The organism is Yoonia sp. 67-2 (assembly GCF_035117555.1).
Classification (GTDB): Bacteria; Pseudomonadota; Alphaproteobacteria; order Rhodobacterales; family Rhodobacteraceae; genus Yoonia.
Window position 1 is genome coordinate 1 of record NZ_JAYKPK010000011.1, and the last position, 22867, is coordinate 22867.

General features: G+C 58.2%; 20 protein-coding genes. 7 read left to right on the top strand and 13 right to left on the bottom strand.

The genetic code is table 11. The features are described 5' to 3' along the window. Nucleotides 1-150: 150 nt before the first annotated feature. Nucleotides 151-1005: a hypothetical protein gene (locus tag VOY09_RS15760; protein ID WP_322895240.1), complete on the bottom strand. Its 855-nt coding sequence runs from the start codon at nt 1003-1005 to the stop codon at nt 151-153. A 445-nt stretch (nt 1006-1450) separates the two neighbouring features. Here VOY09_RS15760 and VOY09_RS15765 point away from each other — a divergent pair, with 445 nt between their 5' ends. From VOY09_RS15765 to VOY09_RS15775, 3 genes are all read left to right on the top strand, one after another. Next, the gene (locus VOY09_RS15765; RefSeq protein ID WP_322895241.1) at nt 1451-2011 is read left to right on the top strand and encodes a recombinase family protein; all 561 of its coding nucleotides are present in this window, start codon (nt 1451-1453) and stop codon (nt 2009-2011) included. A gap of 360 nt (nt 2012-2371) precedes the next feature. Then, nucleotides 2372-3142 carry a hypothetical protein gene (locus VOY09_RS15770; RefSeq protein ID WP_322895242.1) on the top strand — a complete coding sequence of 257 codons (771 nt, stop codon included), beginning with the start codon at nt 2372-2374 and terminating at the stop codon, nt 3140-3142. A gap of 447 nt (nt 3143-3589) precedes the next feature. After that, nucleotides 3590-5254 carry a BCCT family transporter gene (locus tag VOY09_RS15775; RefSeq protein WP_322895243.1) on the top strand — a complete coding sequence of 555 codons (1665 nt, stop codon included), beginning with the start codon at nt 3590-3592 and terminating at the stop codon, nt 5252-5254. A 7-nt stretch (nt 5255-5261) separates the two neighbouring features. Here the strand turns inward: VOY09_RS15775 and VOY09_RS15780 are convergent, their stop codons facing one another. Then, nucleotides 5262-5879, bottom strand: coding sequence for a hypothetical protein (locus tag VOY09_RS15780; protein WP_322895244.1), 618 nt, complete (start codon nt 5877-5879; stop codon nt 5262-5264). A gap of 297 nt (nt 5880-6176) precedes the next feature. On the opposite strand from VOY09_RS15780, the gene VOY09_RS15785 reads away from it, so the two are divergent. Continuing rightward, entirely contained in the window at nt 6177-6875 is a 699-nt protein-coding gene (locus VOY09_RS15785) for a GntR family transcriptional regulator (RefSeq protein WP_322895245.1), read from the top strand. Nucleotides 6876-6887: 12 nt separating this feature from the next. On the opposite strand, the gene VOY09_RS15790 is transcribed toward VOY09_RS15785, so the two are convergent. The 6 genes from VOY09_RS15790 to VOY09_RS15815 are packed head-to-tail and all read right to left on the bottom strand — an operon-like array spanning nt 6888 to nt 13673. After that, nucleotides 6888-7982 (bottom strand): glycoside hydrolase family 88/105 protein, encoded by a 1095-nt coding sequence (locus VOY09_RS15790; protein WP_322895246.1) that lies wholly within the window; start codon nt 7980-7982, stop codon nt 6888-6890. Continuing rightward, a complete protein-coding gene (locus VOY09_RS15795; protein ID WP_322895247.1) occupies nt 7976-9451 on the bottom strand; it encodes a glycoside hydrolase family 28 protein in 1476 nt (491 codons plus the stop codon). Before VOY09_RS15795 ends, VOY09_RS15790 begins: the two co-directional genes overlap by 7 nt. 56 nt (nt 9452-9507) lie before the next feature. Further along, the gene (locus VOY09_RS15800) at nt 9508-10764 is read right to left on the bottom strand and encodes an ABC transporter substrate-binding protein (RefSeq protein WP_322895248.1); all 1257 of its coding nucleotides are present in this window, start codon (nt 10762-10764) and stop codon (nt 9508-9510) included. 15 nt (nt 10765-10779) lie between these two features. Continuing rightward, entirely contained in the window at nt 10780-11880 is a 1101-nt protein-coding gene (locus VOY09_RS15805) for a sn-glycerol-3-phosphate ABC transporter ATP-binding protein UgpC (RefSeq protein WP_322895249.1), read from the bottom strand. A 4-nt stretch (nt 11881-11884) separates the two neighbouring features. After that, nucleotides 11885-12739 (bottom strand): carbohydrate ABC transporter permease, encoded by an 855-nt coding sequence (locus tag VOY09_RS15810; protein WP_416236767.1) that lies wholly within the window; start codon nt 12737-12739, stop codon nt 11885-11887. A gap of 58 nt (nt 12740-12797) precedes the next feature. Continuing rightward, nucleotides 12798-13673, bottom strand: a complete 876-nt coding sequence (locus VOY09_RS15815; RefSeq protein WP_322895251.1) for a sugar ABC transporter permease — start codon at nt 13671-13673, stop codon at nt 12798-12800. Nucleotides 13674-13931: 258 nt separating this feature from the next. On the opposite strand from VOY09_RS15815, the gene VOY09_RS15820 reads away from it, so the two are divergent. Together VOY09_RS15820 and VOY09_RS15825 are read left to right on the top strand one after the other, a co-directional pair. After that, on the top strand, nt 13932-14903 hold the full coding sequence (locus VOY09_RS15820) for an AraC family transcriptional regulator (RefSeq protein ID WP_322895252.1): 972 nt from the start codon (nt 13932-13934) through the stop codon (nt 14901-14903). Between the two features lie 26 nt (nt 14904-14929). After that, a complete protein-coding gene (locus VOY09_RS15825; RefSeq protein WP_322895253.1) occupies nt 14930-15865 on the top strand; it encodes a sugar kinase in 936 nt (311 codons plus the stop codon). A 25-nt stretch (nt 15866-15890) separates the two neighbouring features. Here VOY09_RS15825 and VOY09_RS15830 read toward each other — a convergent pair whose 3' ends face one another. From VOY09_RS15830 to uxaC, 4 genes are read right to left on the bottom strand one after another with little or no spacing between them, the layout of a single operon-like run. After that, on the bottom strand, nt 15891-17318 hold the full coding sequence (locus tag VOY09_RS15830; protein WP_322895254.1) for a mannitol dehydrogenase family protein: 1428 nt from the start codon (nt 17316-17318) through the stop codon (nt 15891-15893). Beyond that, the gene (gene kduD, locus VOY09_RS15835) at nt 17296-18021 is read right to left on the bottom strand and encodes a 2-dehydro-3-deoxy-D-gluconate 5-dehydrogenase KduD (protein WP_322895255.1); all 726 of its coding nucleotides are present in this window, start codon (nt 18019-18021) and stop codon (nt 17296-17298) included. Before kduD ends, VOY09_RS15830 begins: the two co-directional genes overlap by 23 nt. Next, nucleotides 18018-18842, bottom strand: a complete 825-nt coding sequence (gene kduI / locus VOY09_RS15840; RefSeq protein WP_322895256.1) for a 5-dehydro-4-deoxy-D-glucuronate isomerase — start codon at nt 18840-18842, stop codon at nt 18018-18020. The genes kduD and kduI overlap by 4 nt, the downstream gene beginning before the upstream one ends. A 15-nt stretch (nt 18843-18857) precedes the next feature. After that, nucleotides 18858-20264: a glucuronate isomerase gene (gene uxaC, locus VOY09_RS15845; protein ID WP_322895257.1), complete on the bottom strand. Its 1407-nt coding sequence runs from the start codon at nt 20262-20264 to the stop codon at nt 18858-18860. A 147-nt stretch (nt 20265-20411) separates the two neighbouring features. Here uxaC and VOY09_RS15850 point away from each other — a divergent pair, with 147 nt between their 5' ends. Beyond that, nucleotides 20412-20648, top strand: a complete 237-nt coding sequence (locus tag VOY09_RS15850) for a hypothetical protein (RefSeq protein WP_416236765.1) — start codon at nt 20412-20414, stop codon at nt 20646-20648. Between the two features lie 23 nt (nt 20649-20671). On the opposite strand, the gene VOY09_RS15855 is transcribed toward VOY09_RS15850, so the two are convergent. After that, nucleotides 20672-22843, bottom strand: coding sequence for a polysaccharide biosynthesis tyrosine autokinase (locus tag VOY09_RS15855; RefSeq protein ID WP_322895258.1), 2172 nt, complete (start codon nt 22841-22843; stop codon nt 20672-20674). Nucleotides 22844-22867 lie beyond the last annotated feature (24 nt).

Below are 22867 nucleotides of genomic sequence, written 5' to 3' on the forward strand. Positions count from 1 at the left end.
AGCTGGTCTCCATTGCAGATACCAGTTTGAATCATGCCTGCGGCCCGATGTGAATCCCTTTTGTCAACACGGCCTAGAGCATTGCGGAAAAAGTACAAAAAACACGTATCTCGAACTTTAATCGTTTATAGATAATGTTGAAGCTTTCATTTAATTACCAGATCGAGCCCGTCGCTCATTTAGCTGGTCCCATGAACAGTTTTCTGTTGTTTCCAAGTGTCTCACATTGCTTCCGTCAGAAACAACCCAAGATTGAAGAGTAATAGTTTTTGAGAGGAAAGGTGCGCGAGTCTCTTCATCATCAACTTGTATTACTTGGAAATAGGGTTCAAGATCGTCGGAATCGTCAAGGTAGGCACCAACGGTTTCGGCACCCTCGGCATACAAAAGTAACTTAAATTCCAATAAGAACTCACCACCGATTCCGCGTATTGCCTCTGCCAATTGTGGAGTCTCAACAGTATCCTTGAAGAAAGTGATAGTATCAGTCTGCCCCGGTGCAACGGTTGAGACACGGTTCCGCAACCTTGCTTCAAGCGACTCAACATTAACCTCTCCATCTTCAACAACATCTACGAAAAGCCCCGTGATGCAAGAAGCCATTCTTGCCACATTTAACCCTGAGAGCACTAGAGGTAGTCTGCCATTATTCTCCAAATCAAATCTCACAATTAATGTGTCAGTATTGTATCCCTCGAAGCCATCTTGGCCGCCAACTGCGGTTTCATACGTTCCCGTTTCAAGTGTACCCAGATCAAATTCAGGTCGCATTGTTTCTAAAAGTTGAAGGAAGGTAATTGCAGAGTCATTTGATATTAACTCCTCGTTAATGCCAAGCTGTCTTCGAAGAAACTCAGACTGCTCTTCAATTTGAGCTAGTTGCTTCTCTGAATTGGCGCTTTGTTCCTTAATTTCCCACAGCGTTAATATCCCAACAACAGATGCGACGGCCGCCACAAGTGAAGCAAAAACGACCGCAACCACCTCGACCGACCTAAGTGTCATCTTCTATTATTCCCTTCCAAAGCGTCGCTACCACGCTGCATGGCTCACAAGCCCTTTAATTCGCGAATTATATGATCCATTTGCCTTACCGCGCAAGCGAACAAGCCGGACTTTCTACCATATTCAGCGGGGAGGTATACACAGTGGTTCAACAGCATCCGCCGGAAGCCCTTGTTTCATCCGTCCTGCCAAAGCGGTGAAGTGAACAAAAAAAACAACAACTATAACCCCCCTTTTTTGAAGTCACTTCCGCAGACCCCCCGGCCCTGTTTTTTGGCCTTCGAAAAGCCCAGCGCCTTAGGCCATCCTTAGCCTGCCAATAGACCTTGCCCGTGTGGCAGTGTCTGAGCATGGCGCATTAGCCTGCCTATGGAGTGGTGTTTGGCCTTTTGGCAGACCACTGCCGCAACGTCTTAAACATCATTGGCACACAGGAGGGCATGATATGCTGATAGGTTATGCGAGAACATCGACACTCGAACAAGTGGCAGGCTTTGAGGCTCAGAGAGAGTCACTGAAGGCCATCGGCTGCATCAAGCTGTACGAGGAGCAGACAAGCTCCGTTGGGCGCAGGGATGCCCTTACAGAGGCGCTGGAGTACTGCCGGGAGGGAGACATCTTGGTGGTCACAAAGCTGGACCGATTGGCTAGGTCCGTGAGGAACCTTGGGGAGATCGTGGAGGCGCTGGACGCCAAGTCGGTTGGCCTCAAGGTGCTGGACCTTGGGTTGGACACCACTACCGCCACAGGAAAGCTGATGCTGAACGTACTCGGGTCAGTTGCCCAGTTCGAACGGGAGATGATGCTGGAGCGACAACGGGAAGGTATCGCCAAGGCCAAGGGCGACGGGAAGTACAAGGGGAGAAAGCCTACAGCTAAGGCGAAGGCTGATCAGGTCATGCAGATGATCAGGGAGGGCAGAAAGAAGCGGCACATTGCGGCAGAGTTGAACATCTCCGAAAGGTCGGTGTTTCGTATTGTCACTCAGCGATTATCAACAGCATAAGCTGCGCAATAAAAGTAGTGCTAACGGCTCACTTCTGGTAATATTATTACGGAATCAGCAGGCCCTCACTCTGAGCATGCGACACGGTTCAGCGCGTTTAGCGACGTGGAAGCTACTGTTTTTGACTTCGCTAACGCCGCTTCGCACTGACCTAGATGAGCGTCACAGACCAAACGACAATATGGAAACCACTGTCGCGGCATCTGTACATGCCAAGCAGCAAGAGTGTCATAATTGTGTCACGCGACACAATTTAAAGACGCCCAGCGCCTTGGCACGCCCAACAATGAACAACAAACGGTAGCACCATATAGGTCTAGGTCAGTTTTGTGATCTCATTAACAGTAAATGGAAATTCAAGTGGCACTCAATATCATTCGCAAGATCAGTTTTAAGAACGTAGCCGTCATTTCATCATTAGCTTTCCTTCTTATGGCCTGCGAGCCAGCAACCTCAGTCAAAGTAATGGATACCCCTTCGGTTGACCAAACGTTGTTCGATGGGCGGACGATCAACGTTTCCAGAAGGTCCAACACTACGGCGACCTTGAGCTCGCTGACGACCTCCGAGCCAAACTCGACGGAGATCAACATTTTCTTCGCTGCAAACAATACAAGAAGTGCACCGTTCAATCTCGCCACCACTTCTTTCGCAGTCAGTGTCGACGGGGCTCCGGCAAAAGTATTTACATATGAAGAACTCAAGGCAGCCGAAGTCAGAAAGCGGAATATCGCTCTGGTAGCAACTGCCTTAGGCGGCGCGGCAGAAGCGTATAGCGCCTCTGCGCCTCAGACTACGACTGGCACCTACCGGTATGGCGGAACCATGGGAACGTATAGTGGTACCACCTACAACCCTGCAGCAGCATCGCTGGCGTCAGCGGCAGTGACTGCAAATACCAATGCTCAGATGAGCAACATTTCCTCCAACTCGCAGCAGGCACTGGGGCAGCTTCAGGAGACATATTTGAAGCCGACTACCATGAACCGTGGAATGGAATATGGTGGGGTTGTCCGCATTCAAGTCCCTCGGCTTGCGACCGAGACAAGCCAGAACATCGTTGTAACAGTTCAACTGGGATCAGATGTGCATAGATTTGATATGGTGAGAACCTGGGACCCTACCCAGTAGCCAACTTGCAGCCATCAACGACCGCCTCCTAGCTCATCGGCGGCTTCAACACCATGAAGAAGCCGGTGCGCAGCGGTTGATCTGCAAGAGGTTACACAAAAGCCGCATTCAAGTTACTCACCCAAAGTTACGCACTTGTAACTAACTGTTTTCAAGCTATAAAATGAAGAGACAGAAACAGCCTGAAGCATCCCCAGTCCGCCATTAGGCTTCTCAGCCCATTTTCCCCTTCCAATTCAGACGCTCGGGTCGCCATCGCTGGCGCTGGTGTCAAGCAGATGCCTTTCTGACACCTGTTTAAACAGCGTCGGTTGAACTCCGGCACGTCGATCCGCTATGCAGGGGATCGAAAAGGTCACCCTCAGGACCACAATCAGGGAACGGTTTGGTGATCGCTGCGTTAGCCGGTAAGGTTGCGTAGATGTAAACTGGTACGAGGACAACGATATGGAAAACCTGGCGAAACGGTTGGGCCTGCGGGTCGATCCGACAATTTTCTTTTTTTCGGCAGGCCTCAGTCTGGTTTTTGTTGTCCTTCTGGTGATCGCTCCGGGACCGATCGGCGGGGCTTTTGCGTCTGGCCGGGCTTGGATTGTCACCAACCTTGGCTGGTTCTTCATTTTGGGCGTGAACGTCTGGTTGGGGTTTCTGCTTTACGCCGCGATGTCGCGTCATGGGCACATCCGGCTCGGCCCAAGAGATTCGCGCCCCGAATATACCAACCTGTCATGGTTCGCGATGCTGTTTGCCGGTGGGATCGGGACGGTCCTGATGTTCTGGGGCGTGGCTGAACCGATCAGCCATTACCAATCGCCCCCCCTGCCTGGCGTCGCGCCGTTTTCATTCGAAGCGGCGCAGGATGCGATTTCGATCTCGCTCTATCATCTCGCGTTGCATACGTGGACGATCTTTGCATTGCCGGGCCTGGCCTTTGCCTATTTCATCAACCGCTATGATCTGCCGGTGCGTGTCAGTTCGGTATTCTATCCGCTGCTGCGTGACCGGATTTATGGCCCGATTGGCAAGGCAATCGACATCGCAGCAATTCTTGGCACTTTGTTCGGGGTTGCCGTGTCGCTTGGGTTGGGGTCGTCGCAGGTCGCGGCGGGCCTGTCAGAGCTGTTCGGCTGGAGCAATGACACCGGGCTGAGACTGGCCATCCTTGGAGCGCTGACAATCGTTGCTGTGCTGTCGATTGTTGCCGGTCTCGATAAAGGCGTGAAGGTCCTGTCAAATATTAATATCGGCATGGCCGTTGGCTTGATGGTCTTCGTTCTGGTCACAGGTTCGACGCTGTTCCTGCTGCGCGGCATCGTCGAGACATTTGGTCTTTATCTGTCGAACCTGCCCCGGCTGGCATTCTGGAATGACATGCTGCATGGCGGTGACATGGGCACCGGCAGCTGGGGCTGGCAGGGTGACTGGACCGTCTTTTACTGGGCATGGACTGTCACCTGGTCGCCCTTCATCGGCCTGTTTGTCGCCCGCATTTCCCGCGGTCGCACGGTACGTGAGTTTGTTTTTGGCGTCCTTCTGGCCCCATCCTTGTTCACGGTGATCTGGTTTGCCATCTTCGGGTGGCAGGCGATGGCCATGGACGGGCTGGGCGAAAGCGCCCGTACCGCGATGGGAACATCGGCCGGTGCGATCAGCGCAGCGGTGTCAGAATCTGTGCCGCTTGCCATGTTTGCGTTTTTCGCGGAACTGCCTTGGGCACCTGTCATGCAGGGTATCGCGGTTCTGGTCGTCGCGATCTTTTTTGCCACGTCATCGGATTCGGCATCGCTGGTGGTCGATATGTTGTGTTCCGGCACGGCAGAACCGGGGCCGGTGCGCCAGCGCGTGTTCTGGGGCATGGCCGAGGGTCTGATCGCCGCGACCTTGATCCTGCTGGCGGGCGAGGCTGGTCTTGTCGCGTTGCAACAGGTGATCACCGTGGTCGGTCTGCCGATTTTCCTGCTGGTGTTCATGATGATCCCCGCCCTGATCCGTGGCTTTGCGGCAGAGGATATTGACCATATCACCATCGGCAAGCGACCGGTTCTCAGCGATTTTGGTGACCAGACCGAGGATGCGCCGATTGCAGCACCCGCTACGCCGACTGATCGGTAAGGGGCGGTCAGGCCTGAATCTCATCCCGCAGAATCTCGCTGAACCTTTGTCGCGTCTGGCGAGGTTTCATCTGATGGGTGAGCAGCTTTTGCGGTGAAAATGTCATACAGTCAGCCCTGTTTTCGGCATTGAACGTCTTGGTCGCGCCGATGATCCGGTCGGCCTGACCGGAAATTGCGATCACTGTTACCGTGATGCTGTCAATCTGATCTGTCGACCATTCTTCGTCCAAGCTGATCACCGCGCGACTGACCAGATCAGACAAGGAGCCGATATCGACAGTCTCGCCGGGATGCAGCGTGCCGCGGTTCGTCCGGGCCAAAGGATCCTGAACGTCGTTTTCGGAAATTTCATTGCGGTCGGTCACAATCGTGCGGGATATCCGGCTGTCCTTTTGAAGGTCTGCCACTAGCCCCTGCACATAGATCGGGTTGGAGCTGAGATTTGTCACAAGGCAACGAGACCGCGACCCTTTTGCAGCACCGATATCGATATGAATGATGCTGCGCGACTGACGCCTGTGCGATACAAGAAAGACCTGCAGATAGGCCGTCCAGATCAGGACCATGACTGCATTCAGGATCGCGTTCACTATTTCAGTATGCTGTGTAAAAAGTTCTATCATCGTTTCGACGGACCCGTAGTTTTTGCCGCGCGCATCTTGCCGCTGGCTTTTCGGTAAACCACAACATTTCGGTGCTATCGTCTGTGAATGCTGGGCCTGTCCCTTAGAACACCTCCAGCGTGGGACCGTTCCGCAGTGATCGGTGCCGATCTCTGCCGCGGCACATCCATTCGTCGACGCAGATAATGTCACACCGAAAAACCCGGCGGCCAACCTTCCGTACCTTGACTTGACGGATGCGCCCCTGACACACTAGTATCCCAGATATAGATTTAGTGTGATAAAGGCCTTGGCACGATGAGCGATTTGCTGTCACTTCCGGCACTTCAAGCACAGGCACCGCGCAATGTGGCTGATCAGATTTTTGACCTGCTGCATGAACGCATTATCAACCTGTCGCTCGAACCCGGTGCCAAATTATCCGAAGCGGAAGTCGCAACGCAGCTGGGCGTGTCGCGCCAACCTGTGCGTGACGCATTCTATCGCTTGTCGCAACTGGGTTTCATCGTGATCCGTCCACAGCGGGCCACGCAGGTCACGCATATTTCCCGCGAAGCAACCTTACAGGCCTATTTCGTCCGCCGTGCCTTGGAAGAAGCGACGATGCGCCGCGCGGCGCTAGATCTGACGACAGGTCAGCTTGCTGCGCTGGCGGGGCTGATTGAGGCCCAGGCCGCAGCGATCAAGGCAGAGGACAAGGCCCTGCTGCATAAGCTTGATGATCAGTTTCACCACGATATCTGCGATTATGCCGGGCTTGGTTTTGTCTGGACGCTAATCCGCGACAACAAAGGGCATATGGACCGCGCCCGTTATCTGAGCTTGTCGTTCAACGCGCCGCGCGTGGTTGAGGATCACACCGAAATCCTAGCTGCCTTGCGCGCCCGCGATCCTGAAAAGGCCGCAAGCGCTGCCGGGCAGCATCTGGGCCGGATCACAACAATCATCGCAAAGATCGAGAGCGAGCGGCCAGAGGTATTTGGCCCCAGCCGATAAGGGCGGCACCATCTATGCCGGGGTCAGTTGCGCGCGCTGCCCCTGTAACATCCGCGCGCGCGCCATCATCAGCGGCCCGGTGCCTTTGGCATCATCGCTGACGCGGGCTTCGGTCAGATAGTAGGCCGGGCTGCCGTCGCGGTAGACGCCTTCGAACCCACCCAGACCCGCGACATGGCAGATATCGGTCAGGCGCGTCTGGCCTTTGTCAGACTTCAGCCGGGATTGCAGGAAATCAAAGGCCCGGAATTCGGCCCGCGTCATCGCGGCTGATCCCAGCCTCAACCGGGCAGCACTGGCAAAAGCATAGGCAAACATCGCCGTGGCGGATGTTTCGGTGTAATTGCCCGGCAAGTCGGGCATGTTGATCACCTGCCACCAGCCGCCGTCGCCTGCCTGCAATGCGACCAGATGCGCCAGCAAGCTCTGCGTCGGTTGCAGCAAGTCCGCCTGTGCAAAAGCGTCGAGACCGACCAGTTCCGCGCAATCGACCAAAGCCATCGCCTGCCAACCCATCGCGCGCGCCCAGACGCTGGGCGATTGGCCGGTGGCGCTGTCGGCCCAGTCCTGCACGTTTTCGGCATCGAACCCATGCGCATAAAGCCCGTCAGGGCGGTTCGTCACGTCAAGCGCCATCCGCATCTGCGCCAATGCGTCCTGCACAAGGGACGGATCGTTGACATGCTGGGCATATTCAATCTGAAACGGCAGCGCCATATAGAGCCCGTCGAGCCAGACCTGATGCGGATAGCGCAGCTTGTGCCAGTAATTGCCAGTTTTGGTGCGCGGATGCGTGTCCAACTGTCGCGCCAGAAATGCCGCCGCGCGCATCCAGCGGGGGTCACCTGTCCAGCGGTCCAGCGCAAACAAGGCGCGGCCCGATAGGATATTGTCGATATTGTATTCGTCGATCCGGTAGCCTTGCAACGCGCCATCCGGGGCCACCTGCGCGCCCGCCAGACGTTCCAGATGCGCGCGCCAGCGATCCTCGCCCGTTGCATCATGCAAAAGAGCAAGGCCACGGTAGATGCAGCCATCTTCATAGCACCATGCGCCGCCTTTATAGGGCTGATAGCGGGTCACGAAAGCGTCGAAATATTCTAGCATGGGGCAAGGTCCTTCTGCGGCAGCTGGGCTTGGGGCAGATCAGCGGGGGTGGCGATGTCGCAATGCGCGACCAGCACGCCAGCGCCCGCGACAGGCAGCAAACCATCCGCCATCAGCGGGATATCGGGGGTCGCATCAGCGGCAAAGCTGACCGTCGCATGACCAATCCGCAGGCCGGAAACCGGGCTTTCCGGCAGGCCGAGACAGGCGGCAAAGGCCACACGCACATCGCGCGCAACGATCCGGTCCAGCGTGATGTTGCGGATCAGCGGGGTTAGTTCCGTGACCGGCGCAGCGTTGCGCGATTGCACGGCGTCGGAATGGCCATCATGGTCGCAGAAATAATGCATGTTGATCGCGAGCACCGTATCGACGCCGTCGAAATCGGTGTCGCTCAGATGGATATCTTCGACGATGCCACCGCGCCCACGCCGCGTCTTGATCCGCAAGCCGCGATCAGTGCCTTTCATCTGGCATTGGCTGATGCGAACATTGCTGACGCCGCCGGACATTTCCGACCCGATCACCACGCCGCCATGGCCATATTCCATCAGGCAATGGCGGATGCGGATATCGCGGGTGGGCGACAGATGCGATCCGTCGCCATCGTCACTGCGCTTGCCCGCCTTGATCGCGATGCAATCATCGCCGGTGGAAAAGCGCACGCCTTCGATCACCACGCCTTCACAGCTTTCAGGATTCAGCGCGTCGGTATTGGGGCTGTCGGGCGGGTTTTCGATATTCAGCCCGATAAAGGCCAGATTGCGGGACTGGCAAGGATGCAGGGTCCAACTGGGTGAATTGGTCAGGGTCGGGCCCATCACGGTCACATCCGCGCAGCCGATAAGATGCAGCAGCCGCGCGCGGCGCGCCCCATTGCGGGTGCCTTTCGGCCATGTCCACCAATCACCGCGCGCGCCGCCGCCATCGACCAGTCCGGGGCCGGTGATGGTGATGTCGGTTGAGTCAATCGCGGTCAGGATCGCGCGGTAGCAATTGTCGGGCAGCCCTTCCCAACTGCCGCCTTGATCGGCAGGCAAGATTGGAAAGGCGTCGCGGTCGGCAGGGGCCAGCAGACGTGCACCTGCGGCCAGATAAATATGCCGGTGCGACGGGATCAGCAGCGGCGTGACGATCCATTCGCCCGCAGGCACGATCAGCGTGCCGCCATCGGGCAGCGCGTCGAGATCGTATTGCGCCCGCGCGGGGTCAGCCAGCACATGCGCGCCAGCACAAGGGGGCGTGGTAAAGGAAATCTCACCCAGCCCCGCGATCTCCAGCCGCAGCGCGGTATCGGGCGGCAGATCATCCAGCACCAGCACGGCGCGGTCGGTGGTGCCGTGGCGGGTCAGGTCCGGGCCGGTCAGGTGCCAGTCCAGCGCGCCGGGCAGGAAATAGCGTGCCTCAGGCACAAGCAGCCGCAGGGCAGCGGCACGGGGTGTGGCTGACAAAAGCTCTATCTGGGTCATGGAATCCGGGTTTCGGTCAGGGCCGGGGCGCATATTCACGCCCCGGCGGTTGAAGGTCAGGAACGGAACTGCCGCAAGGCGCGGTTGATGCTGCTGATGATATCAGCCGCTGCATCCTCGGCGCTGATCTGGCCGTAAGCGACACCTTCGAGGTTGTCGGCAAAGGCGTCACGCACGCGCGGATGTTCGTTGAACGGCGACACAACCGGGCCGCTGCCGTTCAGCACCAGCGCATTGGCCGCCGCGACGTTTTCGTTGATCAGATCACCGTCCTGCAACAGGTCAAAGGCGACTTTGCTGGCAGGCACACCGCGTGAATCGCCCAGAATCTCAATCGCCTCTGGATCATTCAGCAGGCAATTGATGATTTCTGCCGCCGCTTGCGGGTGTTCGGAATGCTGCGAGATCGAGAACAGCATCGACGGTTTGCGATAGGTGCCTTCGGTCACTGACCCTGCGATGGTTAGCATTGGCACCGGCACCAGTTCCTGATCAGCCCCCAGCGGATCGGCATATTTGGCATAGGCGGAATCCCATTCAAACGTGCCTGCGATCCGGCCATCGGACCATGGGCGCATTTCGAACAATTCGATGTTGCCCTCGCCTGCGACCTGACGCCAGCTGCGGATCGCCCCGCTTTCAACCAGATTTTCGTAGAAACGGATGCCTTCCAGCAATTCTTCTTCGGTCCAGGCGACGGTCATGGTTTCATTGTCGATCAGGTCCTTGCCGGTCGCCTGTGTCACTGCACCCGAGACGAGGAAGATCGCGTTCAGGCCAGCAGCTTCGAACGGATAATGATCTTCGCCCAATTGTTCGCGGAACACCGGGGCGGCGGCGATCACATCATCCCAGGTTTGCGGGATCGGCAGGCCGACTTTGTCAAAGGTGGTCTTGTTGAAGAAAAAGACGCGGCCTGTCGTGGATACGGGAATACCGTTCAGCACGCCGTTCATTTCGCCACCGGCAAGCTGTGCCTCGGAAAACTGGCTGAGGTCGATGATATCCGAATATTCACGCAGATCGGCAAAGCCTTCACCTTCGCGCGAAAACAGCGGCAGCCACGGCCAGTTGATCTGCATGATATCGGCCTCGGTCCGGCCCGCGATCTGGGTGGTGATGCGTTCCTGATGGCCCGACCAGCCGGTGAATTCGGCCGCGACCTCATGACCCAGTTTCGGGCCGCAGTAATTCAGCGCCTCTTGCGTCTGGGCGTGGCGGGCATCGCCGCCCCACCATGACATGCGCAGGGTTTCCGCCTGCGCGCCTGTGGCCAGAACCCCGGCCAGAATGGTTGTGGATAGCAGTTTCATTGGGTCTCCCCTCCCTTAGTGAAGTTGCGACAGCGAGATATTCCCGCCGCTTTGGTCGAAAACATGCGCCTTGCCGGGTTCCAGATTCAGCGTCACCGCCGTCCCCCTTTCCAGATCGACGTAATCGGCGGCAGGCAGCACCGCGACCAGCCGCGCATCGGCGACGGACAGGTGCAGAACCACCTCATGCCCCATGAATTCGGCACCCGTGACATGGGCTTTCAGCCCATGATCGGTGCCCACGCGCAGATGCTGGGGGCGGATGCCCAGCGTGACATGCCCTGCGGGGTCTTGCAGACGGGCCATCAGTTCATCGGGCAGGGCAAGCGCCTGATCCCCGATGTGGAACTGATTGCCGGACAAACGCCCGTCGATCAGGTTCATTTCCGGGCTACCGATAAAGCCCGCGACAAAGGCATTGGCAGGCCGGTCATAAAGCGTCTTGGGGTCGGCGACCTGCATGATATGGCCGTCCTTCATCACGCAAATCCGGTCGCCCATCGTCATCGCTTCGGTCTGGTCGTGGGTGACGTAGATGACGGTCGATGACATGCCTTCCTTCTTCAGCCGTTTATGCAGATCGGTGATCCGCACCCGCATGGATGCCCGCAATTTGGCATCCAGATTGGACAAGGGTTCGTCGAACAGGAACACTTCGGGTTCCTTGATCAACGCGCGGCCCAAGGCGACACGCTGCGCCTGACCACCCGACAATTGCTTGGGCAAGCGGTCCAGGAGTTCCTCGATCTCCAAGATGCGGGCGACATCGTTGGTCTTGCGCTCGATCTCGGCCTTGGAGGCGCCTTGCAGGCGCAGGCCGAATGACAGGTTTTTGCGCACCTTCATATGCGGATAAAGCGCATAATTCTGGAACACCATCGCGATGCCGCGTGCGCCGGGTTGCAGGCGGTTCACCACCCGGTCGCCGATCACGACATCCCCGCCAGAGATGCTTTCCAGCCCGGCAATCATCCGCAGGGTCGTGGATTTCGCGCAACCAGACGGGCCGACAAGGACCATGAATTCGCCGTCGTTGACGTCAAGGTTGATGCCATGCACGGCCTTGAACGTATTGGCATAGGTCTTTTCAAGGTTTCTGATTTGAAGGCGGGCCATAGGATTATCCTTTCACTCCCCCCACCGAGATACCCTCGATGAAGTAGCGTTGTGCGATGAAGAAAACGACCAAAGCGGGCAGCAGGGCGAGCACCGACATGGCAAGAATGCGGTTCCAGTCAAAGGCTTCTGTTGTGTCGATGGAGAGTTTCAGCGCCAGACTGACGGGGAAGCTTTCCACCGATGACAGATAGATCAGCGGCCCCAGAAAATCGTTCATCGTCCACATGAACTGGAACAGAGCAACCGAAATCAGCGCCGGGATCAGCATCGGCACGACGATATAGATCAGCGTCTGAAAGCTGTTGGCACCGTCTACGCGCGCGGCCTCCTCCATGTCGCGCGGGATGGCGCGCAGGAACTGGATCAGCATGAACACAAAGAACGCATCGCCCGCAAAGGCCGATGGCACCCAAAGCGGCAGATAGGTGTCAAGCCAGCCCAGATCACGGAACAGGATATATTGCGGCACGCGGGTCACCACATTGGGCAACAAAAGCGTGGCAATCAGGCTGGCGAACAGCAGCTTTTTGAACCTAAATTCAAACCGGGCGAAGCCGTAAGCGACCAGCGCACAGGAAATCACGGTGAACACGGTCTTTGGCAGGATGATCAGGAAGGTGTTCCAGAAAAACCGCCCGAATGTGTAAGGGGTCGAGGTTTCCCAGCCCTTGCGATAGCCGTCCAGCGTCGGTTCCTGCGGAATAAACCCAATGGAATTGAAGATTTCCGCATTGGATTTGAACGATGCCCCGATCAGCCAGAGCAGCGGATAAAGCATGATAAAGCCGACGACGATCAGCAAAGTGTAGCGGACGAAGGCGGACAGCCGCTCCGCGCGCCGGTCTTCGGGATTCAAGATGATCACCCGTGTCGGGCTTGCGGGGGTGAGTGTGGTGTCAGGCGTGCTCATGCGCTCAGCTCCTTTTGTCGCCAGCGTAATAGACCCATTTTTTCGACGACCAGAAGGCGACGAGGGTCAGGATCATGATGATGACGAACAGAACCCAGGCGATGGCAGAGGCATAGCCCATGTTGAAATTCTTGAACGCTTCATCATAGATGTAGAGAGGCAGCAGATAGGTGGACCGCAGCGGCCCGCCGCCCGTGATCACGTAGGGGCCGTTGAATTCCTGAAACGCCTGCACCATCTGCATGATCAGGTTAAAGAAAATCACCGGCGTGATCAGCGGCATCGTGATATGCCAGAAGCTGTGCCATTTATTGGCGCCATCAATCGCCGCAGCCTCGTAGAGCGATTTGTCGACAGCCTGCAAAGCGGCAAGGAAAATCACCATCGCAGACCCGAATTGCCATGTGCGCAGCAAGGCCAGCGTGAACAAGGCATTGACCGGGTCGCCAAACCAGTTGATCGGGTCGAGTCCGATGCTGGTCAGCACCAGATTGACCAACCCTGCGTCGGCAAAGATATAGCGCCACAGCACCGCGATCGCGATGGACCCGCCAAGGATGGAGGGCACATAATAGGCGGTGCGGAAAAAGCCGATGCCGCGCAATTTGTAATTCAGGATCACCGCGATGAACAAGGCAAAGGCCAGTTTCAGCGGCACTGTCAGAAAGACATAAAGCAGCGTGACATTCAGCGACCGTTTGAACGTGCGGTCATCGAGCAGGTCGCGAAAGTTTTCCAGACCGATCCAGACCGGGCTGTTGATCAGCGTATATTCTGTAAAGCTCAGATAGAGCGAGGCCAGAAACGGGATCATGGTGAATACCAGGAGCCCGATGATATAGGGTGTCAGATAGGCCAGCCCCAGAAATCGGCTTTCCATAGCGCCTCCAGCTTAGGTGATGTGGCACGGCGCGGACAGCACCGCACCGGCAACGTGGATATGATCATGGGGGCATTGCTGGCCGTGCTTATGGGCACGTTCCGATGCGGGACGCTCCATACAAACGTGGTCTTCAAACCGGCCATCAAATCGCTCCTCCCTCGATCTGATTGGTGTCACAAGCTTTCGCTTGCGTTGTGTTCGGCTAATATGCCAGATTAATAACAGCTTGGAGAATTGACAAACAGGCACAAAAAGATGGACGAAATTGAACATCCTGACCAGACCCTTGCACTGCGGCCGACGCAAGGCAATGGCGTTTTGTCAGGAATTCCGCTGCGCGCACTTGACCTCACGCTGACCCGCTCTGCCATCCGCATGCGGCATTCACATAGCTGGTCCATTGAAAAGACGAATGCGGTCCATGATTTGGTGATCTGTCTGTCCGGCACCGGCCAATATGAAATGGACGGTCAATCCATCACCCTGACCCCCGGCATGGCGATGATGATCCGCGCGGGCACGCCGTTTCGCGGCTATAACCCGGACCCGGACACTATCTACACCGGGCTGGCGCAGCATTTCCGGCTGGACCTGTTTGGCCGCCATGACCTGTTGGACCGGATGAAAACCCGCGCCGTTGTGCGGCTTGGCAACTGGCCGATGCTCGCCCCGCTGGTGCAGCATTATCGCGCCACGGCCCCGGCCAGTTCAACCACCTCAGTGATGCATTACGCCTTCATGGTGATCCTGAACCAGTTTATCGAGGATGCTTTTCTGGGATGGCAAAACGTCCAAGACAGCGCCCTTGACCAGTCCGAAGGCCTGCCAATGGCCGTGATGATCGCCGCGACCCAGATCGCGGCTGATCCGCTGAAACCCGGGCTGGCCGATAGTGTCGTCGCTGACGCGCCTTATAACGACACCTATTTCCGGCGCGAATTCAGCAAAAGGCTGGGCCTGACCCCGGCGAAATATCAGGAATTCAAACGGATGGAGATCGCGATGCAATTGCTGGAGGCAGGCTATAGCGTCTCTGAAACCGGCCAGCGCCTTGGGTTTGCCGACAGCTATTACTTTTCGCGCCTGTTCAAACGCCATATCGGCACCAGCCCGCGCGGCTGGCAGGATCAGGTCCGCCGCCGTCGCGACGGGGCCTGGCCGCGTGGCGAGGAAGATGGCGAGATTATCTATCCCCTGCGCCCAGATGCTGTGGCGCAGATGTCCTAACTATTATGCAACAGGAATTAGCCATCATGAAAACCGGCCCCATTCTTGCCATCGGTGAAGCGATGGTCGAACTCTCCCCCGCAGGATCGTCAGACGCGTGGCGTCTGGGGATCGCAGGCGATACGCTGAACACCGCGTGGTATCTGCGCGGCTTGCTGCCTGCGGATTGGCCTGTGGGCTATCTGTCGCGCGTCGGCACCGGTGCTTTTTCGCAGCGGATGCTGGATTTTCTGGATCAATCGGGGATTGAGACGCAGCATGTCAGCCGTGACCCTATCCGCGAGATCGGGCTCTACGCGATTACGCTCAAAGACGGCGAACGCAGCTTTTCCTATTGGCGCGATACATCTGCCGCGCGCGGGCTGGCCGATGATGCCCAGCGCCTGCATGATGCTTTTGCCGATGCGTCATTGCTGTATCTGTCCGGCATCACGCTGGCGATCCTGCCGCAAACGGCGCGCGATCATCTTCTGACGGCGCTCGACGTGGCGCGCGCGAAGGGCGCGCAGGTGGTGTTTGACCCCAATCTGCGGCCCAGACTTTGGCCCGATACCGCCACCATGTGCGCCAGCATCGGACAGATGGCCGCCCATGCCGACCTGCTGCTGCCCAGCTTTGATGATGAGGCCACGCATTTCGGCGATACCAACCCGCAGGCGACGCTGGCGCGCTATCTGGCACTGGGTGCCGGGCACGTCGTGGTCAAAAATGGCGGTGGCCCGATGTATTTCGCCGGGGCGCAGGGCGTAGGCGAAGTCACCGATCTGGTGCCTGAAAAACCAGTCGATACCACAGCAGCGGGGGACAGTTTCAACGCGGGCTATCTGGCCGCCGCGCTGCAAGGCGCCGGTTGTGAAGCGGCGATCCGGGCGGGGCATGCATTAAGCCGACAGGTGATCCGCCATCCCGGCGCTTTGGTGCCAGAGGCGATCAGCGCCAGTCAGACGACAGCGGCAAAATAGTTTCTGACCTTGTGGGCGCAGAGGATCAGCTCTGCGCCACCATCGCATAAGCTCCGCGCGCCAGAAGCTGCGTCAGGCTTTGGGTCAGCTCATCCACGAAACCCGCATCTTCGCACAGGTTGTCAGGGAATATCTCGGTCAGGGCCAGATAGGATTTCACCGATCTTGCGGGATCATCGGACCAAAGTGACGCCAGACGTGCGGCCATCGGGTCTTTGACCGCGATCACCTCACCCTTCTCATCCTGCCCCGAAACATACCGCATCCACGCCGCCAGGGCGAGCGTCAGGCCCGGCGTGCTGCGCCCTGCGGCGCGGTTTTCCGCAATCGTGCCAAGCAGGCGCTGCGGCAGTTTCTGGCTGCCATCCATCGCGATCTGCCACGTCCGGTGCCGGATCGCAGGGTTCGCGTAACGGTCCGCCAAAGCGCTTGCATAGGCAGTGAGGTCTTCACCGGGCGGTGGGGTCAGAACCGGAATAATCTCATCCCTCCACAACATGTCGGCAAAACGGGTGAAGGCGGGATCAGCCATCAGATCGGCGATGGTTTCATGCCCGGCCAGATAGCCCAGATAGGCCAGCGCGCTATGTGTGCCGTTGAGCATGCGCAGTTTCATCAGCTCATAAGGGGTGACATCGGCGACCAATTGGGCGCTTGTCGCTTCGAACGCAGGGCGCGGGCCGCAGAAATGATCCTCGATCACCCATTGCCGGAACGGTTCGTGCAGCACCGGGGCGGCATCGTGATGGCCGGTCAGTTGGGCAGCCCGGTCCAGATCATCGGCGGTGGTGGCTGGCACGATCCGGTCAACCATGGTGGCGGGGAAAGCACCGTTGTCAGCGATCCAACCCGCCAGATCGGGATCGATCAGGTGGGCAAGGTCCAGCACCACACCGCGCACGACCTTGCCGTTTTCAGGCAGGTTATCGCAGCACAGCACTGTGAAAGGCGCAAGGCCGCGCGCCCGGCGCAACGCCAGCGCCCGCACCAGATAGCCGGGCGCGGATTTTGGCAAAGGCTGCGCCAGATCGTGGATGATATCAGGATGGCTGGCGTTCAGCCGACCGGTGGCAGGCGCGTGGCAATAGCCTTTTTCCGTGACCGTCAGGCTGACAATGGCAACGGCAGGATCAGCCATCGCGTCTAACACCGCCTGCGGGTCTTCGGGGGCGACCAGCACATCACGCAGCAGCGTCATGACCTGCGGCGTTTCACCGTCGGGGCCAAGGCTGACGGCAGTATAGGCCCAGCCTTGCGGGCGCAGCTTGTCGCGCGTGCCCGGCGATTGCAGCGATACACCGATCACGCCCCAGTCGCCGCCCTGTTGCACCATCGCCTCGGTGATGTAGGTCGCAACATGGGCGCGGAAAAACGCGCCAAGCCCCAGATGCACGATACCTGCGGGGGAATCTGATGGCGGGCGCGATAACCTAGCGGGCAAGCCAACCTCCATCCACGTTCAGCACAGCGCCATGGATGTAATCCGACGCCGGTGCGGCCAGAAACACGGCTGTCTGTGCGATGTCTTCGGCACGGCCCCAGCGCCCGGCAGGAATCCGGTCAAGGATCGCGGCATTGCGGTCAGGATCGGCGCGCAGGGCTTCGGTATTGTTGGTTTCGATATAGCCCGGTGCAATGGCATTCACATTCACACCGCGCGCGGCCCATTCATTGGCCAAAAGCTTGGTCAGTCCCGCCACGCCATGTTTGCTGGCAGTATAAGACGGCACCCGGATACCGCCCTGAAATGATAAAAGCGAGGCGATGTTGACGATCTTGCCCTGCCCGCGGGGCAAGGCGGCCCGTGCAAAAGCCTGACAAGTAAAGAACAAGGCCTTGAGGTTCACATCCATCACATCGTCCCAGTCTTTTTCACTGAAATCAACGGCATCGGCGCGGCGGATGATGCCAGCATTATTGACCAGAATATCGATCTGTTCGTTTTCAAACACATCCCGCGCCGCCATCGGATCCGCGAAATCCAGCCGCAGGGCGCGGCCTGATCCCATCATCGCCAGTGTTTCATCACAATCGCGCCTTCCTGCGGCGATTACCTCGGCACCTGCCTGAGCCAGCGCCACGGCAATCGCCTGCCCGATGCCGGTATTCGCCCCCGTCACCAGCGCGCGGCGACCGTGCAGCGAAAACGCGTTCACAGCAGATCCGCCGGTTGGATAAAGTCCATGTCGGTATAATCGATGTTATCGCCCGCCATCGCCCAGATGAACGTATATTCCCCGATACCCGCACCCGAATGGATCGACCATGGCGGCGACAGCACCGCCTGTTCGTTGCCGACGAACAGATGCCGGGTTTCCTGCGGCTGGCCCATCAGATGCAGCACCCGCGCTTCGGGGGCCATGCCGTGATAAAGATAGGCCTCCATCCGGCGGTCGTGGATATGCGACGGGATCGTGTTCCAGACCGACCCATCCTCCAGCGACGTATAGCCAAGGACCAACTGGCAGCTTTCCATGATCAAAGGATGGATGAATTGCCGGATCGTGCGTTTGTTCGATGTCTCGGTCGCACCCATCTTGACCTCTTTCGCCTCTGACACTGTGACCAGACGGTGCGGGAAGGCGCGATGCGCGGGGGCAGAGGTGATGTAGAACCGCCCGTCGCCGGAAAAGGTCACGGCACCAGCCCCCATGCCAAGATACAGCACATCGCCATAAGCCATATCCCAGACCTCGCCTGCTGCAGCAACACGGCCCGCGCCGCCGATATTGACGATGCCCATTTCGCGACGGTCCAGAAAGCTGGGGGTCTTGGTCTCGGCGACCTGATCCAGCACCAGATCAGCGCCCGCAGGCACCGCACCGCCAAGGGTAAAGCGGTCATAATGGGTATAGACCAGCCGGATTTCACCATCGGCAAACAGGCCATCCGACAGGAAATTGTCGCGCAGCGCCGTGGTATCCATGGATTTCGCGTGATCAGGGTGGATCGCGTGGCGGGTTTGAACGTGCAGCATAGGTTATTCCTTTCGTCAGAGCTTGTAGGCGCGCTTGGCAAGGCCGTAAGCCAGATCATGCGCCAGTTCAGGGGCTTCATCCTCAGCCAGACACCCGGAGGTCACCAGCGTCGCGAGATAGGCGCAATCGACCCGGCGGGCGACGTCATGGCGCGCGGGAATCGACAGATAGGCGCGGGTGTCATCGTTAAAGCCGACAGTGTTGTAGAAACCCGCTGTCTCGGTCGTTGTTTCGCGAAACCGGCGCATGCCTTCGGGGCTGTCGAAAAACCACCACGGCGGCCCAAGCTTCAGACAAGGGTAAGCCCCTGCCAAAGGTGCAAGCTCGCGCGAGTATGACGTTTCATCCAGCGTGAAAAGGATCACGGTCAGGTCAGTTCGCATCCCGACCGCGTTGAGAAGCGGGCGCAAGGCAGCGACATAATCGGTGCGACCGGGGATATCGAACCCTTTGTCACGCCCATGCATTGTCATGACGCAATCTGCATGGTTACGTCGGGCACCGGGATGGATCTGCATGACCAGCCCGTCTTCAAGGCTCATCCGAGCCATTTCAGTCAGCATATGACCACGAAAGGCATCCGCCTCTTCCGCTGTGCAAAGGCCACGCAGGGCTTTCGCAAACAAGGCGGCGGCATCCGCCTGCGGCAGGTCTTCGGTGCGCGCTGAAGGATGACCGTGATCGGTCGATGTGGCACCGAATGTCTTGAAATAGGCCCGCCGCGCGCGGTGCGCGTTCAGATAGCCAGCCCAGTGCGATGTATCCTCGCCGGTTTGTTCACCCATCAGCGCGACATTGGCGGCAAAACCTTCGATCTCGGGATCAATCACACCATCGGGGCGATAAGCAGTCACAACCCGCCCTGTCCAGCCGCTATCCCGGATCATGCGATGCCAGCGCAGATCGTCAGTGGCGGCTTCTGTTGTGGCAATCGCTTCGATATTGAACCGCTCGAACAAGGCGCGAGGGCGGAATTCCGGGCGCGTCAGGCAGTCCGAAATGTGGTCATAGTACCAGTCGGCCGTTGCAGCACTCAGCACTTTGTCGATTGCGAAAAGGTCCTGAAACACATGGTCCAGCCACAGGCGTGACGGCGTGCCGCGAAAGACGTGGTAATGCGCGGCAAACAGCGACCAGATCTTGCGGCCATCGGTTTGCGTCGGCCCGCCGTCAACCCGCGGGACACCCAGATCCGTCAGAGCAACACCCTGCGAACACAGCATGCGGAAGATATAATGGTCCGGCGTGACAAACAGCTGGGCCGGGTCAGGAAAAGGCTGATCTTCGGCAAACCACCGTGGATCGGTGTGACCATGCGGACTGATGATCGGTAGCCCCCGCACCTCGTGATACAAGGCTTGCGCAAGATCGCGCGCGCGTCCTTCGGTTGGCAAAAGCCTGTCTTCTGGCAGCAAGGGCATGGTATTCTCGCATATACTAGATGTGTAATCATCTAATATGCTAGTTTATCCATGACGTCAAGACGATGCACCCCATTGTCCGACATCTGAGGTCGTTTGCGGCGACGGCCACCCTCCTGCGGGCGGCCCCTCTTGTCAGGGGAACCTATGTCTGCGACGGTAAAGACCACCGAAAAAGAAAGCCCCGGTATGCGCCTGATTGACCCCGCCCATCCGTTTTTCCGACCGGCCTGGCGCCGTTATCTGGTGGTGGCGGCACCGCTGATCTGGGCAGGCGTTGAATGGAGCCTGGGTCAGACGATCTGGGGCTTCATCTTTGCAGCGGCTGGTTTGTACCTCGCCTGGCATCTGATCTGGACCTGGCGCGCGGATCACGAAGACTAAGGTCAGCATCCGCGCGCCAGTGACTATGAGGATCGCTGCTTGTAATCATAGCGATAGCTGTAGCCATAGCCGTAGCGACCGCTTGCCTTGCGCGGATCAAATCCGTTCAGGACGGCACCGGAAAACTTCAGGCCCGCAGCGGCAAAAGCCTTTTGCGCCGCATCCACTTCGCCGAGCGGCGTCTCGTCATGGCGGGCGACAAAGATTGCGGCACCCGTGCTGCGCGCCAGAATGACAGGGTCGGTCACCGCCAGTACCGGCGGCGCGTCAAAGATCGTCAGGTCGAAATTTTCGGCACAATAGGCGATCAATTGCGACAATTCTGCCCGCATCAACATCTCGGACGGGTTCGGCGGATAGCGGCCCGTGGGCAGGACGAACAGATTGTCTTGCGGGCTTTGCAGGATGGCGTCCTGAAACGATATATCGCCTGCCAAGGCCTCTGCCAGACCCGGGCCATTGCGCGGCAGATCGAAGTAGCGCCGTATCTGTCCGCGCCGCAAATCGGCATCAATCACGCAGATCCTCTGACCAGCTTGCGCCATGACGGCGGCAAGGTTCACCGAGAGAAAGCTTTTCCCGGCATAAGGATGCGACGATGTCACCGTCAGGGTAGGTGTCGCCGCATCAAGCATGCCAAAATGCAAACTGGTCCGCAGGGATCGCAACGCCTCGACCGTCAGATCGGCAGCATTTTCATAAGCCAGAATAGGCAGCGTACCTTTGCGGCGGCCTGCGGTATCGGCCACTTTATTGTAATTGATCGTGGCAAAGACCGGCAGCCCCAGCTTTTCCAGTTCTGACGGGTCCTGCACACCTTTGCGCATCCAGTTGGACACCAAGACCAACCCGGTGCCAGCCAAGCCGCCCAGCACCATCCCCAGCGCCAGCAACAAGGATTTACGTGGTGCAACAGGGGTCGGGTTTCCGCTGGCGTCATCGATCACGCGGACATTGCCGATGCTGCTGGCGCGCAACACTTCGACTTCCTGCGCACGGGTCAAGAGTTCGGTGTAAATGCCCTGCGCCAGTTCAACCTCGCGGGAAAGGTTCAGGATTTGCCGCTGGGTTTCGGGCAATTCCCCGATCTGGCCGCGCAGTTCTTCCAACCGTGCTTCAAGCCGCGCGCGTTCATCCAGCAGCTGGCGATAAGTCGGATGCGCTGGTGTAAAGCGCTGCGCGATCTCATCCTCGCGGCGTTGCAGATCAACCAGTTCGGTTTCCACCCGTGTGACCTGGCCAAGGATCGTCTGAGTCTCAAGCGTCAGATCAACAGTGACCTGTTCTTGCCGAAAGGCGTTAACAGCGGCTTCGGCTTCACGCATCGTCGCCTCGGCCTGCGGCAACTGATCGCGAATGAACGACAGGCTGCTTTCCGCTTCGGCCGCCGAGCGAGAGACGTTCTGCGCCTGATACGCGCTGACAATCGCATTAAGCGCGCGAACATTTTCTGTGCGATCCATGCCTGTCAGGCGCACTTCCAGAATGCCGGAGGCGCGCCCGACCTCGGACACGGTCATCCGGCTGCGCAGCGCGTTGATGGCGCGGCGTTCATCGATCTGCTGGATGGCGAACCGCCGCCCCGCTGGCGCGTCAAGTTCGGCAACAGTCATTGCAAAACCAGTCTCGGGCAGATTGATCGGCTCACCGACACGGCCATCCAACTGCGTCTCGTCAGGGAAGGTCAGCTGAAAACTGCCGGGGGCGGTGACGACGAGGTCAATGTTCTGATTAAGCATCTCTGGAGCAACCACCAGATTGGCTAAGGCGAGATGGTCACCCGGACGCGTGTAACGGGCGGGAACGAACCCCTCGATCACCGGAAAATGGTAGCGGGCAAACATCGTGCCGATGACAGGCAGTTCTTCCGGGGTCACCCGCCAGTCAAGGTTCTGATCCGCAATGGCGCGGCCCAGAACCATCCGCGAGCGCAGAATTTCGATTTCGGTCACGCTGCGGGGATCGTTGTCGACCATATCGGACAGGCTGCTGGGCAGGGCCAAAGCGCCGGATCGTTCCTCTAACTGCATCAAAGCATCGGCCTGATAGGTCGGATAGGTATTGGCGACGGTAAATGCGCCGATAGCCAGACCAATGATCGTGACGATGCCAATCTGCCAACGACCGCGCCACAGCGTCCCGATCAACTGACCAAGATCGATTTCGTCGTCTGAGGTATCGGGCGCCATGTTCATGATGGGGAATTTTCCTGCGATAAA

Excerpts from the sequence above, each read along its gene's own strand:
- VOY09_RS15795 (WP_322895247.1), bottom strand. The coding sequence starts at position 9,451 with ATGACCCAGATAGAGCTTTTGTCAGCCACACCCCGTGCCGCTGCCCTG.
- VOY09_RS15785 (WP_322895245.1), top strand. The coding sequence starts at position 6,177 with ATGAGCGATTTGCTGTCACTTCCGGCACTTCAAGCACAGGCACCGCGC.
- VOY09_RS15780 (WP_322895244.1), bottom strand. The coding sequence starts at position 5,879 with ATGATAGAACTTTTTACACAGCATACTGAAATAGTGAACGCGATCCTG.
- VOY09_RS15760 (WP_322895240.1), bottom strand. The coding sequence starts at position 1,005 with ATGACACTTAGGTCGGTCGAGGTGGTTGCGGTCGTTTTTGCTTCACTT.
- uxaC (WP_322895257.1), bottom strand. The coding sequence starts at position 20,264 with ATGCCCTTGCTGCCAGAAGACAGGCTTTTGCCAACCGAAGGACGCGCG.
- VOY09_RS15800 (WP_322895248.1), bottom strand. The coding sequence starts at position 10,764 with ATGAAACTGCTATCCACAACCATTCTGGCCGGGGTTCTGGCCACAGGC.
- VOY09_RS15850 (WP_416236765.1), top strand. The coding sequence starts at position 20,412 with ATGTCTGCGACGGTAAAGACCACCGAAAAAGAAAGCCCCGGTATGCGC.
- kduI (WP_322895256.1), bottom strand. The coding sequence starts at position 18,842 with ATGCTGCACGTTCAAACCCGCCACGCGATCCACCCTGATCACGCGAAA.
- VOY09_RS15815 (WP_322895251.1), bottom strand. The coding sequence starts at position 13,673 with ATGGAAAGCCGATTTCTGGGGCTGGCCTATCTGACACCCTATATCATC.
- VOY09_RS15790 (WP_322895246.1), bottom strand. The coding sequence starts at position 7,982 with ATGCTAGAATATTTCGACGCTTTCGTGACCCGCTATCAGCCCTATAAA.
- VOY09_RS15855 (WP_322895258.1), bottom strand. The coding sequence starts at position 22,843 with ATGAACATGGCGCCCGATACCTCAGACGACGAAATCGATCTTGGTCAG.
- VOY09_RS15825 (WP_322895253.1), top strand. The coding sequence starts at position 14,930 with ATGAAAACCGGCCCCATTCTTGCCATCGGTGAAGCGATGGTCGAACTC.
- VOY09_RS15830 (WP_322895254.1), bottom strand. The coding sequence starts at position 17,318 with ATGGAGGTTGGCTTGCCCGCTAGGTTATCGCGCCCGCCATCAGATTCC.
- VOY09_RS15775 (WP_322895243.1), top strand. The coding sequence starts at position 3,590 with ATGGAAAACCTGGCGAAACGGTTGGGCCTGCGGGTCGATCCGACAATT.
- VOY09_RS15820 (WP_322895252.1), top strand. The coding sequence starts at position 13,932 with ATGGACGAAATTGAACATCCTGACCAGACCCTTGCACTGCGGCCGACG.
- VOY09_RS15765 (WP_322895241.1), top strand. The coding sequence starts at position 1,451 with ATGCTGATAGGTTATGCGAGAACATCGACACTCGAACAAGTGGCAGGC.
- VOY09_RS15805 (WP_322895249.1), bottom strand. The coding sequence starts at position 11,880 with ATGGCCCGCCTTCAAATCAGAAACCTTGAAAAGACCTATGCCAATACG.